Source organism: Bradyrhizobium sp. CCGUVB14 (assembly GCF_024199935.1).
Lineage (GTDB): Bacteria > Pseudomonadota > Alphaproteobacteria > Rhizobiales > Xanthobacteraceae > Bradyrhizobium.
In genome coordinates this window covers 8007337-8020468 of sequence record NZ_JANADS010000001.1, presented here as the reverse complement: position 1 = coordinate 8020468, position 13132 = coordinate 8007337, and the positions used below count along the sequence as shown (strand labels likewise).

At 64.4% G+C, this 13132-nt stretch carries 13 protein-coding genes; 7 read left to right on the top strand and 6 right to left on the bottom strand.

Annotation, left to right across the window (positions count from 1 at the left end; all coding sequences use genetic code 11):
* Window positions 1-87: 87 nt before the first annotated feature.
* Window positions 88-1599, bottom strand: a complete 1512-nt coding sequence (locus NLM32_RS37460; protein WP_254133704.1) for an ATP-binding protein — start codon at window positions 1597-1599, stop codon at window positions 88-90.
* 37 nt (window positions 1600-1636) lie between these two features.
* Complete coding sequence (locus tag NLM32_RS37455) at window positions 1637-1819, bottom strand: hypothetical protein (RefSeq protein ID WP_254133703.1); 183 nt, start codon at window positions 1817-1819, stop codon at window positions 1637-1639.
* 136 nt (window positions 1820-1955) lie between these two features.
* On the opposite strand from NLM32_RS37455, the gene NLM32_RS37450 reads away from it, so the two are divergent.
* Entirely contained in the window at window positions 1956-3020 is a 1065-nt protein-coding gene (locus NLM32_RS37450; protein WP_254133702.1) for a ketopantoate reductase family protein, read from the top strand.
* 829 nt (window positions 3021-3849) lie between these two features.
* Here NLM32_RS37450 and NLM32_RS37445 read toward each other — a convergent pair.
* The 4 genes from NLM32_RS37445 to NLM32_RS37430 form a co-directional block, all read right to left on the bottom strand.
* Window positions 3850-4485: a MarR family winged helix-turn-helix transcriptional regulator gene (locus NLM32_RS37445; protein WP_254133701.1), complete on the bottom strand. Its 636-nt coding sequence runs from the start codon at window positions 4483-4485 to the stop codon at window positions 3850-3852.
* A gap of 855 nt (window positions 4486-5340) precedes the next feature.
* Window positions 5341-6666: a flagellar protein export ATPase FliI gene (gene fliI, locus NLM32_RS37440; RefSeq protein WP_254133700.1), complete on the bottom strand. Its 1326-nt coding sequence runs from the start codon at window positions 6664-6666 to the stop codon at window positions 5341-5343.
* A 36-nt stretch (window positions 6667-6702) separates the two neighbouring features.
* The gene (gene flgF, locus NLM32_RS37435) at window positions 6703-7431 is read right to left on the bottom strand and encodes a flagellar basal-body rod protein FlgF (protein ID WP_254133699.1); all 729 of its coding nucleotides are present in this window, start codon (window positions 7429-7431) and stop codon (window positions 6703-6705) included.
* 3 nt (window positions 7432-7434) lie between these two features.
* Window positions 7435-8226 carry a DUF1217 domain-containing protein gene (locus tag NLM32_RS37430; protein ID WP_254133698.1) on the bottom strand — a complete coding sequence of 264 codons (792 nt, stop codon included), beginning with the start codon at window positions 8224-8226 and terminating at the stop codon, window positions 7435-7437.
* A 142-nt stretch (window positions 8227-8368) separates the two neighbouring features.
* Here NLM32_RS37430 and motA point away from each other — a divergent pair, with 142 nt between their 5' ends.
* The 6 genes from motA (at window position 8369) to flhB (ending at window position 13090) form a co-directional block, all read left to right on the top strand.
* Complete coding sequence (motA, locus tag NLM32_RS37425) at window positions 8369-9265, top strand: flagellar motor stator protein MotA (protein ID WP_254133697.1); 897 nt, start codon at window positions 8369-8371, stop codon at window positions 9263-9265.
* Window positions 9262-10203: a flagellar motor switch protein FliM gene (locus NLM32_RS37420; protein WP_254133696.1), complete on the top strand. Its 942-nt coding sequence runs from the start codon at window positions 9262-9264 to the stop codon at window positions 10201-10203. The genes motA and NLM32_RS37420 overlap by 4 nt, the downstream gene beginning before the upstream one ends.
* Complete coding sequence (locus NLM32_RS37415; protein ID WP_254133695.1) at window positions 10184-10498, top strand: hypothetical protein; 315 nt, start codon at window positions 10184-10186, stop codon at window positions 10496-10498. The genes NLM32_RS37420 and NLM32_RS37415 overlap by 20 nt, the downstream gene beginning before the upstream one ends.
* A 75-nt stretch (window positions 10499-10573) precedes the next feature.
* Window positions 10574-10948, top strand: coding sequence for a flagellar motor switch protein FliN (gene fliN / locus NLM32_RS37410; RefSeq protein WP_254133694.1), 375 nt, complete (start codon window positions 10574-10576; stop codon window positions 10946-10948).
* A gap of 2 nt (window positions 10949-10950) precedes the next feature.
* A complete protein-coding gene (locus NLM32_RS37405) occupies window positions 10951-11991 on the top strand; it encodes a flagellar motor switch protein FliG (RefSeq protein WP_254133693.1) in 1041 nt (346 codons plus the stop codon).
* Window positions 11992-12004: 13 nt separating this feature from the next.
* On the top strand, window positions 12005-13090 hold the full coding sequence (flhB, locus tag NLM32_RS37400) for a flagellar biosynthesis protein FlhB (protein ID WP_254133692.1): 1086 nt from the start codon (window positions 12005-12007) through the stop codon (window positions 13088-13090).
* Window positions 13091-13132 lie beyond the last annotated feature (42 nt).

Sequence of the window (13132 nt, the reverse complement as noted above, 5' to 3'; positions counted from 1 at the left end):
CCCCTGGGGGATTGTCCCGTTGCGGAGACACCCTCTCCGCTCCCTCCCGCAAGCGGGAGAGGGAGCGCACCTTCTTCGCGGCAGCAATCAAGCCGACGCAGCGCTCGGCATCTGCTCGGCCGGCTGATCGTCGCCATTCGGATCACCCGGCGCCGTCGCCCACGCGAGCTCGACCAGCGTCACGAACCTGCGTCCGCCGCCGTCGAGTTGGACGACGATCAGGCCCTGCTCCTCCATATAGCCGAGCAGGCGCTGGGCCCGGCGCAGCGAATGTGAGCCGTAAGCGCGTGCGATCGCGGCGTCGCCGGGGCAGGGCCAGCCTTCCTTGGCGGCGCGCGCGATCATCATGAACACGCCCTGCATGTCGTCGGGCAGGATCGAGGCGCGCAACGTCACCTCCTGCCAGGCGTCGTCATCGGCGATCTCAGTGCCCAGGCCTGCGCGTGCATGCGTCAGCATGCGGCGGAATTCGGTGAGATCAGGCACCGACGCGCCGAGGCCTTCGATGCGGCAGCGGACCACGAATTCCTGATAGAGCACGCCGATGGCGCGGAAGCCGGCATCGGGCGCGGCCAGCACGGCGCGCAGCGTCCGATCCACGCGCTCGCGCAGTTCCGCGAGCTCTTCGGCGCTGACCGGTTCCTCAACCACGTCGGGGCTGACCTCGGGCGCCGCGGCCTTGGCGGCACGGAGCTGCTCGAGCAGGTCGGGCGCAGGCCGGCGCTGCGGCCGGCTGGCATCCGGCGGCGGCGCGGCCAGGATCACGGCGCGGGCATCCTCCAGCGTCGCTTCGGGCAGCGGCATCAGCCGCGGCGTCGAATTGCGTGGGGAGGTGTCGGTCGGGCCGATGTTCAGCCGCAACGGACGCCGCGACAGCGCAGGTCCGAGCGCCATGAACTGCCCGCGCTCGAGATCGCGAAAGGCTTCCGCCTGCCGCCGCTCCATGCCGAGCAGATCGGCGGCGCGCGCCATGTCGATGTCGAGGAAGGTGCGGCCCATCAGGAAGTTCGAGGCTTCGGCCGCGACGTTCTTGGCGAGCTTTGCCAAACGTTGCGTCGCGATGATGCCGGCGAGCCCGCGCTTGCGGCCGCGGCACATCAGATTGGTCATGGCGCTGAGCGAGAGTTTTCGCGCCTCGTCCGACACCTCGCCGGCGACCGCCGGTGCAAACAGCTGCGCCTCGTCGACCACCACCAGCATCGGATACCAATGGTCGCGCTCCACGTCGAACAAGCCGCCGAGGAACGCGGCCGCGCGCCGCATCTGGTTCTCGGCGTCCAGCCCTTCGAGATTAAGCACGGTCGAGACCCGATGCAGCCGGGCGCGTTCACCGGCAACCTGAAGGCCGCGCTCAGTGTGATCCTCGGCCTCGATCACCAGGTGGCCGAAGCGCTCGGCCAACGTGACGAAATCGCCTTCGGGATCGATGATCGTCTGCTGCACCCATGGCGCGCTCTGCTCGAGCAGGCGCCGCAACAGATGCGACTTGCCGGAGCCGGAATTGCCCTGCACCAGGAGGCGGGTCGCCAAGAGTTCCTCGAGGTCCATGGCCGCCGCGGCGCCCGCCGTGGTCAACCCCATCTCGATCGCAACCGTCATCCCGACTCAGGCCCTTCCATTCGCGGACAGGGGCTTATCAATCGGATCGGGATGCGTCGAGCGAAACACGGCGAATCGCGCCGTGTTGCCCACGGTGGATTTTCAACTGGGATTCGAAAGCCGTAGAACTGCGGGCCGTTCCGCGGGCGAGGTCCGCGATGACGCCGGAATTCGGCAAAATCGCAATCTCGTCGACAACCAAGTTGGTGGTTCCGTCCACGAGGCGGAATATCCGGCGTATCCTTGTATGCATTATCCCAGTTGCCATTCCCGGCCAGTTTGCCTTAGATGCTGCAACGCACCCGCGGGCAACGGCCGGGGCTCAAAAAATCACACAAGATATCGAGGGGACGAACATGGCGCGTAACGTTCTGATTCTGGGTGCTTCCTACGGCTCCCTGCTGGGTACCAAGCTCTTGATGGCCGGGCACAACGTGACCCTGGTCTGCCGTGCCAAGACCGCGGAACTGATCAACCGCGACGGTACCGAGGTGCGCATCAAGCTGCGTGACGAGGCGGTGCACCGCGCGATCTTCTCGCGCGACCTGCCCGGCAAGCTGGACGCGGTGACGCCGCAGAATGTCGACGTCTCCCGCTATGACCTTGTCGGCCTGGCGATGCAGGAGCCGCAATACACCAACCACACGGTCCGCATGCTGATGGTCAAGATCGCCGCGGCGAAGCTGCCGTGCCTGTCGATCATGAACATGCCGCCGCTGCCTTATCTCAAGCGCATTCCGGCGCTCGCCGACATGGATCTCGAGGAGGCCTACACCAATGCGCAGGTATGGGAACGCTTCGAGCCGGGGTTGGTGACGCTGTGTTCGCCCGATCCGCAGGCCTTCCGTCCGCCGGAGGAAGCGGCCAACGTGCTGCATGTCGGCCTGCCCACGAACTTCAAGGCCTCGGCCTTTGCCGACGACAAGCACAACAAGGTGCTGCGCGAACTCGAGGCCGACATCGATGCAGTGACGCTCGACGGCCATGACGTGCCGGTGAAGCTGAAAGTGTTCGAGTCGCTGTTCGTGCCGCTGGCCAAGTGGTCGATGCTGCTCACCGGCAACTACCGCTGCATCACGCCAAACGAGCCGCAGTCGATCCGCGACGCCGTGCATGGCGACCTCGCGCGCTCGCAGACGATCTACGACCATGTCGACGCCATCGCCCGCCGCCTCGGCGCCGATCCGCAGGACCAGGTGCCGTTTGCGAAATACGCCAAGGCGGCCGAAAGCCTGCTCAAGCCGTCGTCGGCGGCGCGGGCCGTGGCCGGCGGTGCACCCTTCATCGAGCGCGTCGATCTTCTGGTGAAGCTGATCTCGCATCAGATCGGCGCGCCCAATGCCGAGATCGACCGTACGGTCGACACCGTCGACCAGAAGCTGAACGAGAAGATCGTGCAGGGCGGATCGGGCGCGCAGTAACGGCGCGCGCCGTTCACCGGCGCCCGACGGGCAAAACACCTGCGAAAGCTGTCAATCGGCGCCGGCAAAAATATTCCACTTTACCGAAATTCGGAAATGGCGTATGTGTCGCCCATCCCGGCTCATCCTGGAGGGGCGATCGTACGTCGTCACTGATCGAGAGCCGGGCTTGCGGTGGACGCGGCAGCGTCGGCGCGAGAGGTGCGGGCAGGGCGGGTAGTCCCTGTGAGCCCGAAACCACGCGTGGATGAGCGGCGCTGTCAGTTCGTCTCGCCAACATTCTTGCGGCGCGTGTGCACACTGCCGCAAGACCCTGTGGCACCAGGCGAACGCGCGTACGGCAAAACCGTGTGGTCCTGGCCGTCGTCGCTACGGTCAAGCCTGTCGCGGAGGTGTGGAGCGTCCAACCGGATCAACCACATCGCCAATTCGCGGGGCGAGGGAGGCCAGAAGGAATTCGGCTCCCGGGAGAGCACGGCATAAGCCGTCAACCCATCGCGCAGGGAAGGCCGAGTGATTGGCACCACCTGTATGCTGCTGTGCGGTTTTCTCTGCGCTACATTTTCGCGCAGCGGACCGCGGGTGCGAGGTCAGCACCCGGCCTTCCCTGCGCCCTCTTGGACAAGAGGGTGGCGAGACCAGGCAAAGCTCGGGCGAATTAAGCCGCGAGGGTGCGAAGGTGTGTCTGCAGTTGAAGGGGCAGTAGGATGGGTAGAGCACTTGCGAAACCCATCATGGCTCCGCGAGGACGAACAGTGATGGGTTTCGCTTCGCTCTACCCATCCTACGAACTGAACCGTGTGTTGGACAAACGCCGCGCGCGGCTGCGTCAACTCTGGCTTGCCACGCGCGCGCGATCGAGATGCTCCTCGATCTTGGGGCGATCACGGGTGCGCTCGAAGCTGGTGCAGAGCAGCTCCGTCTCCTCGAGCGAGACGGGCGCGCGATACAGCCGGCACATGAATTCGGCGGTGGCGCGTCCCTTGCCCGTGCTGGGGCTACGCTCGGCCAGGAACATGCAATCGCGGCAGACGCTGGCATCGAGCCGCTGATGGGCTGCGTCGAGATGATTGAGAACCTCGCGGAGCGAGTCGCGCAGATGGACACGATCGTCGGTCTCGAGGGCCCTGACGGCATTGACGACGTGATTGATCGGGTCGTGCTGGCTCAGGCACTTCTCACCCTGCGCGGTGACGTGTAGCACGACAGAACGCTTGTCTTCCTGCGACGGCTTTCGCACCAGGAAGGATTTGCTCTCCAGCGTCTTGACGATCTGCGATGCGGTCGCCCGGGTCGCACCGATGAAGCCGGCGAGCGCGGACGGTGTGCGCGAGAAGCGGTTGGCGCGGCCGAGAAAGCGCAGCGCCATCCATTCCCGATCGCGCAACCCGTGTTGATTGCCTTCGAAATACCAGGCCCTGGCCGCCTGAACCAGCAGCTCGACGGCTTCGCGTGCCAACGGCATAAATTCCTACCTCGCCCCGGGAATCGCGTGTGCGGCGCCCCGAAGCCGCTTTCCACCATGGCGCACGAATGTCTCGCGAGAGTCATGATGCCCATCAATGTCCGATACGTGCGTCGTAGCCGGCTTCAGCGCGAAGCCCTGGACTGCACGGCACATGACTTGGACTGATGAGCGTCGCAGGACACCGCGCGAGAAACGCTGCTGCCGATGGCATGCCAACCGCAGAGTCGTCGAACGCAAGCCCGAGCTGCCGTCACCGCTGGACGATGGATCGGAGTTGTACAACCGAAGCCCCTGAGTTCAAGTCACACGCAGACGTTTCTTATGGCCCACCGAAACGATGAATGAGCTTCTCAACAAAATCAAGTAGAGACACTCGTGGAGAGCGGATGTCGTTGCAGACGAATGTAACGTTCAAGACAATCTCGCTCTTCAGAACACATGATGGTGAACGCATGTGCAGTCTAGCCGGCTAGATGCACGTAGTTCTACGCGCGTTTGATTGCACGGATATTGCTGTCCGTCGTTGAAGCAAGATGATCGAAGCTTGTGCACCGTAGGCGCCGCGCAACATGAAAATCATCCACAACTTCCGCGATCTGCTTCTGGTCTAGCCAGGACGGCATCAGGGGAACTTGCGGGGATTGCACGTGGCGGTTGTTGTGATGTTACACCCTAAGCATCATCCGCGTGTCGTTTTCCACGACCATGCTGACCGTCTCATCCAAATGGTTGAGATTCGCGCGGCGAATATTGCTGGCGAACAAACGCCTATGCAGTTTGTGCCACGACATGCGCGCACCGAGGGCAGGGTACGCGGTCGCGGGTGGCGCGCCCGGCCGGCAGCTTGCGCCGCTAGTCGCCCTTGAGCATGTCCCTGAGCTCGCGGAACGGATCGGCGCTCGGCGGAGCAGAGGCGTCTTGTCGCATGGCGTTGTAGATTCGCGGGACCATGTCGACGGCCTGGTCGAGCCCCGAATCGCGTCCCGACTGGTATCCGCCCATCAGGCGAAGGTCGCGGGTATCCTCGTATTTGGCGATCAGGGTGCGCAATTTGCTCACCAATTCGCGCTCCTCCGGGTCCCAGACGTTGTGGGCGAGGCGGGAGACCGAGGCCAGCACGTCCACGGCGGGATAGCGCGCCTGGTCGGCAATGTGCCTGGAGAGCACGATGTGCCCGTCCAGTGTGCTGCGGATGGTGTCGGCGATCGGCTCGTTGTGGTCGTCGCCGTCGACCAGCACGGAGAAGATGCCGGTGATGGTCCCGGAGCCCTCCTCGCCGGGCCCGGCGCGCTCCAGCAGGCGCGGCAGATCGGTGAACACCGTCGGGGCATAGCCGCGTGCCACCGCGGGCTCGCCGGCTGCAAGCGCGACCTCGCGGGCGGCGTGGGCGAAGCGGGTGATCGAATCGACCACGAGCAGCACCGATTCGCCGCGGTCGCGGAAATATTCGGCGACCGCCATTGCCGTTTTCGGCGCCAGTCGCCGCATCATCGGGCTTTCATCACCCGTCGATACGATGGTGATGGAGCGGTGCCGGTCGGTCCCGAGCACGTCCTCGATGAACTCGCGCACCTCGCGGCCGCGCTCGCCGACCAGCGCCAGCACGACGGTGTCAAAGCCCTGGCTGCGGGCGAGCATTGCGAGCAGCGTCGATTTGCCGACGCCGGAGCCGGCAAAGATGCCGACGCGCTGGCCGGCGCAGATCGGCGCAAACAGGTCGATGACGCGGACGCCGGTGCGCAGCGGCTTGTGCACGCGCGCCCGCTTCATCGCCGGCGGCGCTTCGGTCTCCGCCGAGACCGCGCGCGATCCCGGGGTGAGCGGGCCCATTCCGTCCAGCGGGGCGCCGAGCGCGTTGATGACGCGGCCTTTCCAGCTCGGATCCGGCGCGAACGACAATGCCGGCATGCGGTAGGCGACCGAGCCGAGCCCGCCGGCGAATTGCCGGTCGAACGGCTTTGCGATGATGCCGTCGCTGTCGATCCGCACCACCTCGCCGATCTGGGGCTTGCCGCCCGAATTGACGCCGATCAGTTCGCCGAGCTTGACGGCGCGCGACAGGCCGGAGACGCGGAAATGCGTCGGCGCGATCTCGGAGATCGCGCCGCTGATGCTTGCCAGCGGCGTACTCTGCTGGAGTTCGAGCAGCGCCCACTCAAGTTGACGAAGAGCGTTCAAGGAAACCGTCCACCCAAATTACGCGCGACGCGCAGCCTACTTACTCGGATCGCCCAGCGTCCGGATTGCGTTGCTGAGCGTGCTCTCGGTGCCCTCGATCAGCGAATTGGTGCTGTCGAAAGCGCGCGAAGCCGACATCAGCTTTGTCAATTCCATCATCGGGTTGGCGCTGGAGCCCTCGACATAGCCCTGCTTGAAGCCGTCCCGGCTGAAATCGGCGATGGCGGTCGCAGGACGGTCAGGCGTGACGCCGGAATTGCCGTAGCGGTCGAGATCGGCATCGGCCGGAATGCTGAACAGGCCGATGGTGCCGATCTCGTTGTTATCCTGGGTGACCGCGCCGCTGCGCGAGATCGAGACCGGCCCGCCGTTCGGGTCGAGCGAGAGCTGCGCACCGCCGGAATCGATGACGGGGAAGCCCGACACCGTCTGAAGGTCGCCGTTGGCGGCGATCTGGAGCCGGCCGTCGCGGGTATAGACCGTGCCGTTGGGGCCGGCGAAGGCGATCCAGCCCTGTCCGACCACGGCCACGTCGAGCGGGTTGCCGGTCTCGGTGATGTTGCCGGCCTCGCGCGAGATGATGTTCTCGCCGGGCGAGGAGAACGCGACCGGGTTGGCGGCGGCCTTGGACAGCACGGTCTCGAATTTCACCACATCGGTGCGAAAGCCGGACGTGTTGACGTTGGCGACGTTGTTGGCGATCGTCTGGAGGCGCTTTTCGAGCGCGACCTGCGCCGACAATCCCACATAAAGAGCCGATTGCATGGCTTACCTGTTGAACCTGATGTTCTGAAGGGTCGTGAGCATGTCGGTATCCAGGCCGGCCGACGTCGTCGACGCGCCGGTGATCAGGACCAGCGCGGGGTTGGTCGAGGTGTCGCTCTGGGCCTGGGTCGCGTCCCACATTGCGGCGAAGCGCTGCACGAATTTCGTGACCTTGGTCGGGTCCTGGAAATCGGTCAGATCGATCTTGTCCGTGATCATCTTGGCCTGCATGTCGATGTCGGACGAAGAGATCGTCGACGACCAGCCCTCTGCGGTCTGCACCACCTGGGTCAGCGCCTTGTCGGCGAGGATCTGGTAGGGGCTGGTGATCGAGGAGGCCTTGCGCGTGAAATAGAGCGCGAGCCGCAGACCCTCGTTCTGGTCGCCGGCGTCTTCCTCCAACGTCTGGGTCGCATACTGGCTGGTCACGTTGGTCGTGGCCGCGGTAGCCTGCGTCGCATTGGCGCCGAGCGCCGCGAAATTGAAGGCGGTGGCGAAGTCCCGGTAGCGGCTGTCGCTCAGCTTGTTGGCGAAGGTGTCCGAGGTCGCGACGCCCTCGGTCAGCACTTTCCGCATGAAGGCCTTGGCGTAGATCATGTCGTCGAGGCCAAAGGCCTTCATCGCGTACGAGTAGAGCTTATAGTTATTGAGGAAATCGTCGATGCTCTTCACGTTGCCGATATTGGCCAGGTAGTAGGCGGTATCGCGGCTGACGTCGGGTTGCTGCTCGACCTGAGTCAGCGACTTGCTCATGTCCGTGGTCAGCCTGGTGTAGTCCGCGATCGTGGATAGCATGGCACGCGCCCCTTTGGCCGCTATTGCGACATCGTCTCAAGCTGCCGTGCATTGCTTGCGCGGGGCTGGCCATGCCGAAACCAGCTTCGCGCAAGCGTGGCCGACTAGATATTCCCGATGGGATCGGCGATGGAGTGGCGGGTTGCTCAGTTTCGTGGGGATTTTCATCACGGTGGCGGCGCTGCTCGGCGGATTTGCCGCCATGGGCGGGCATCTGGCCGTGCTCATGCAGCCGTGGGAATTCGTGATCATCATGGGGACCGCGGTCGGCACCTTCATCGTGGCCAATCCGTGGAAGACGGTCACGGACACCGGGGTTGCCTGCATGCAGGCCATCACCGGCGCCGTGCCGGGTGAGCGCTATTATCTCGACCTGCTCGGGGCGCTTCATGCGCTGATGCGCGAGCTGCGCGGCAAGGGCCGCAACGAGGTCGAGGCGCATATCGACGATCCCTCGTCTTCGGAGATTTTCAAGGCGTTCCCGAGCGTGCTCGGGGATCCGGCGCTGCTCCAGTTCATCTGCGACTATGTCCGCCTCATCATCATGGGCAATGCGCGCACGCACGAGATCGAAGCGCTGATGGATGAGGAAATCCACACCATCGTAAAGAGCAAGCTGACGCCCTACCACGCGCTGGTGACGGTGTCGGAGGCGCTGCCCGCACTCGGTATCGTCGCCGCCGTGCTCGGCGTCATCAAGGCCATGGGCGCGCTCGATCAGTCGCCGAAGCTGCTCGGCGGCTTCATCGGCGCGGCGCTGGTCGGCACATTCGCCGGCATCTTCCTGTCCTACGGCATCATTTCGCCCTTCGCGCTGAAGATCAAAATGACACGCGAAAAGAAGTGTCGGCCCTACATCATCGTCAAGCAGACGCTGCTGGCGTTCATGAACGGCGCCATGCCGCAGATCGCCGTCGAGCACGGCCGCAAGATGATTGCGAGCGGTGAGCGGCCGTCGATCGATGTCGTCGAGAACGAGACGATCGCAGGTCCCAAGGCCGTCGTGACCGAGGCTGAACCCAAGGCGGCGCGCGCATGACGATGGAAGACGTCGAGATCGATCAGCGGAAGCAGCTGCCGAACTATTTGCTGGACGCGGCCGGCATCTCGATCGAGCGCATGCCGATGCTCAATGTGATCTTCGATCGCATGGCAGCATCGTGCACGGACAGCCTGCAGCCGATGGCAGGAACGCCTTGCTACTTCTCGGTCAACGGCATCACCAACGATCGCGTCGGCGATATCATCAAGGACTATGAGGGCAACGCGGTCGCCGCCGTGCTCTATGCCGAGCAGTGGGACTCCCGCGTCATCATCGTGCTGGACCGCGATTTCGTCTTCACCATGGTCGAGGCGATGTTCGGTTCCGACGGCGCCGAGCCGCCGCTGGACGTCGAACGCACCTTCTCGAACATCGAGATCCGCCTGGTCCAGGCGCTGTTCGAGCGGTTTGCCAAAGCGCTGCAAACCGCCTTCGCCGGCACCTCCAACGTCACCTTCCGCGTCGAGCGGGTCGAGACCGCGATGGCCTCGTTGGCGATCGGGCGTGGCGGCAACATGTCGATCTGCGCGAACATCATGCTGCAGGCGCTCTATCGCGGCGGTCAGATGTTCCTGATCATTCCGCACTCGGCGCTCAACCCGCTCAGGCAGAAGCTCGCTCATGTCGTCGTAAGCGAAGGCGGCGCGGCCGATCCACGCTGGCGCGAGCAGATGGAGAGCGAGGTTCATCGCACCGAGGTGACGCTGAGCGCGGTGCTCGACGAGAAGATGATATCTCTCGAGGACGTCGTGAAATTCAAGGTCGGACAGGTGCTCGAGCTCGAGGCCACGCCGCGCACGCTGGCGCGGCTCGAGAGCAACAACCAGGTGCTGTTCTGGTGCCAGATCGGCCAGCTTGATGGCTACTACGCCATGCAGGTGGCAGATCCCGTCGATCAGAAGCGGGAGTTCGTCGATGATATCCTATCTCGTTGATGCCGTTCTGCTGATTGCGCTGGCCTTCACCAGCATGCGGGTGACTCGGATGCACCGCGAGCTGGCGCGGCTGCGCAACTATCAAGGCGAGTTCTCGACCATCGTGCACGAGACCGCAGGCGCCTTCGATACGGTGATCACCGCGGCGCATGATTCCACGGCAAATCTCGGCCGGCTCGCCAACGTGCTGAGCACGAAGATCGACCAGGCTCACGAGGCGATTGCGGCGCTCGATGCGCGGACCGGGCTCCAGCCCGCTGCGAGCGCGGGCGGCACCGAGGTCAACAAGCATTAGGGCCGGGACCGGCTGAACGGATAGATCGGAACGTCGCGGCGCTCCGGGAGCGGAAATACCAAGAGGCGATACCAAATGGCGCAATCCTTCGACTACGAGTCAGCAACCGCATCCGACGATGCCGAGACGACCCCGCTGGAGCGGCTGGCGGAGATCGCCGCGCGCACCGCGGAGGAGACCGGCAAGTTCGCCAATGTCGATGCCATCCTGCGCATTCCCGTCACCATGCAGGTGGTGCTGGGATCGGCGACCATCCCGGTGGCGAACCTGATGAAGCTCGGCCGCGGCGCCGTCGTTCCGCTGGATCATCGCGTTGGCGAGCCCGTCGACGTCGTGGTCAACGGCCGCGTCGTCGCCCGCGGCGAGGTGGTCGTCGTCGAAGAGGATAATTCGCGCTTCGGTGTGTCGCTGACCGAGATCGTCGGCCCGCTGGGGCAGAGTGATTCCTGAACATGGCGGCACAGGTCGGCATCGCTCCCATCAAGCAGCGAGGCGTTGCCACGCTGGGCGGAACGGAAAAGGTCGCGGCGCTCCTGCTGGCCATGGGCCGGCAGGCGGCTGCGAGCGTGCTCGCGCAGTTCGAGCCGCAGGACATCCGCATCGTCACCAAGGCCGCGGCTGAGCTGCGGCCGATCACGGCGCAGGAACTCGAGTCGATCGTCGAGGAGTTCGCCCAGCAATTCTCGATGGGCGCGAACATTCTCGGCACCCTCGGCGGCCTCGAGGCCGTGCTCGGCGACGTGCTTCCCGCCGACCAGGTCACGGCGATCATGTCGGACCTGCTCGGCAATTCGAGCCGGTCGGTATGGGATCGCGTCTCGTCGGTGTCGGAAAACTCGCTGGCGACCTACCTCTCCAAGGAACATCCGCAGACCGCGGCGCTGATCCTGTCCAAGGTCAAGCCGTCCTGCGCCGCCAAGGTGATGAGCCAGTTGCCGTCGAGCCTGCGCAACGAACTGATGCGGCGCGTGCTCAGCCTCAAGCCGATCGTCGACGACGCGCTGAAGGTCCTCGAGAAGACGCTGCACGAAGATCTGACGCTCAATTTCGCCCGCAATCTCGGTGCCGACACCTACGCCCGCGTCGCCGACATCATCAACAAGATGGAGCGCGGCCACATCGAGGACATGCTGAAGAGCCTGTCGGAGAAGCGGCCGAAGTCGGCCGAAGTGCTGAAGGAGCTTCTGTTCACCTTCGACGACGTCATCAACCTGGCGCCGAAGGCGCGCACCATGATCTTCGACCAGGTGCCGACCGACCGTATCGTCGTCGCGCTGAAGGGCACCGACAAGCACTTCCGCGAGCTGATCCTGTCTGCTGTCGCCTCGCGTGTCCGCCGCGTCGTCGAGCACGAGCTGGCCATCGGCGAGCCGTCGAACCAGCGCGATGTGCTGGAGGCGCGCCGCGTCATCACCGACCTCGCCCTCGACCTCGCCGAGAAGGGTGAGATCGAGCTCAATCCCGACCAGGAGGATGAGCTGGTCTTCCGCTGACCGCTGAGCAGGCATGGCAGAGTCATCCGATCAGGAGAGCAAAACAGAAGAGCCGACCGAGAAGAAAGTCCGCGATGCGCTCGAACAGGGCAATATTCCGGTCTCTCGGGAGGCATCCATGTTTGCGACCATGGCCGCGCTGATGGTGATTCAGGCGTTCCTGATCGGCCAGGGCGTGCAGCGGCTGACGCCGACCTTGAAGAGCTTTATCGACGAACCCGACGGCTTCCCGCTCAGCACTGCGGCCGACGCATTGAATCTTCTGACGGTGGTGGGCCTCGAGGCGCTGCGATTCCTGGTGCCGCTGGTCGTGATCATCGCGGCGTTCGGGCTCGCCGCCTCGCTGCTGCAAAATGCGCCGCGGCTGGTGCTGCAGCGCATCATGCCGGACTTCTCCCGGATCTCCCCAGCCAGCGGCTGGAGCCGCATTTTCGGAATACAGGGCCTCGTCGAGTTCGCCAAGTCGATGTTCAAGCTCGCCTCGGTGACCGCGGTCGTCTGCTTCGTGCTGCGATCGTCGGAGGCGAGGGCGTTCGAGGCGATGTACACCGATCCTGTCGCGTTGCCGGAGATGATCCTCACCATCGCGATGCGGATCGTGTCGGCGATCTGCATCGCGACGATCGTTCTGGTTGCGATCGATCTCGCCTGGGCGCGCTTTCGCTGGCGGCGCGAGCTGCGCATGACCAAGCAGGAAATCAAGGACGAGCACAAGCAGTCCGAGGGCGATCCGTTGATCAAGGCGCGCCTGCGCTCGCTCGCGCGCGACCGCTCGCGTCAGCGCATGATCGCCGCCGTGCCGCGTGCGACGCTGGTGATTGCGAACCCAACGCACTTTGCGATCGCATTGCGCTACAATCGCGACGAGAATCCGGCGCCGCTGGTCGTGGCCAAGGGCATGGACGTGATTGCGCTGAAGATCCGCGAGGCCGCCGAGCAGAACAGGATCCCGGTGATCGAGAACAAGGCTCTCGCACGCGCGCTCTACGAGGCGGTACAGGTCGACCAGGTCATTCCTGCGGAATTCTTCCGCCCGGTTGCCGAGATCATCTACTTCCTGCAGTCGAAGCAGACGCCGCGACCCGAGAAGGTTCAGTAGATTTACGAGGATGGTGCTTCGCCCAACAGCTTGACGAAAGCT

Coding starts and splice junctions, on each gene's coding strand:
- NLM32_RS37460 (WP_254133704.1), bottom strand. CDS start 1,599: ATGACGGTTGCGATCGAGATGGGGTTGACCACGGCGGGCGCCGCGGCG.
- fliN (WP_254133694.1), top strand. CDS start 10,574: ATGGCGCAATCCTTCGACTACGAGTCAGCAACCGCATCCGACGATGCC.
- NLM32_RS37415 (WP_254133695.1), top strand. CDS start 10,184: ATGATATCCTATCTCGTTGATGCCGTTCTGCTGATTGCGCTGGCCTTC.
- NLM32_RS37430 (WP_254133698.1), bottom strand. CDS start 8,226: ATGCTATCCACGATCGCGGACTACACCAGGCTGACCACGGACATGAGC.
- NLM32_RS37450 (WP_254133702.1), top strand. CDS start 1,956: ATGGCGCGTAACGTTCTGATTCTGGGTGCTTCCTACGGCTCCCTGCTG.
- flgF (WP_254133699.1), bottom strand. CDS start 7,431: ATGCAATCGGCTCTTTATGTGGGATTGTCGGCGCAGGTCGCGCTCGAA.
- NLM32_RS37420 (WP_254133696.1), top strand. CDS start 9,262: ATGACGATGGAAGACGTCGAGATCGATCAGCGGAAGCAGCTGCCGAAC.
- NLM32_RS37445 (WP_254133701.1), bottom strand. CDS start 4,485: ATGCCGTTGGCACGCGAAGCCGTCGAGCTGCTGGTTCAGGCGGCCAGG.
- NLM32_RS37405 (WP_254133693.1), top strand. CDS start 10,951: ATGGCGGCACAGGTCGGCATCGCTCCCATCAAGCAGCGAGGCGTTGCC.
- flhB (WP_254133692.1), top strand. CDS start 12,005: ATGGCAGAGTCATCCGATCAGGAGAGCAAAACAGAAGAGCCGACCGAG.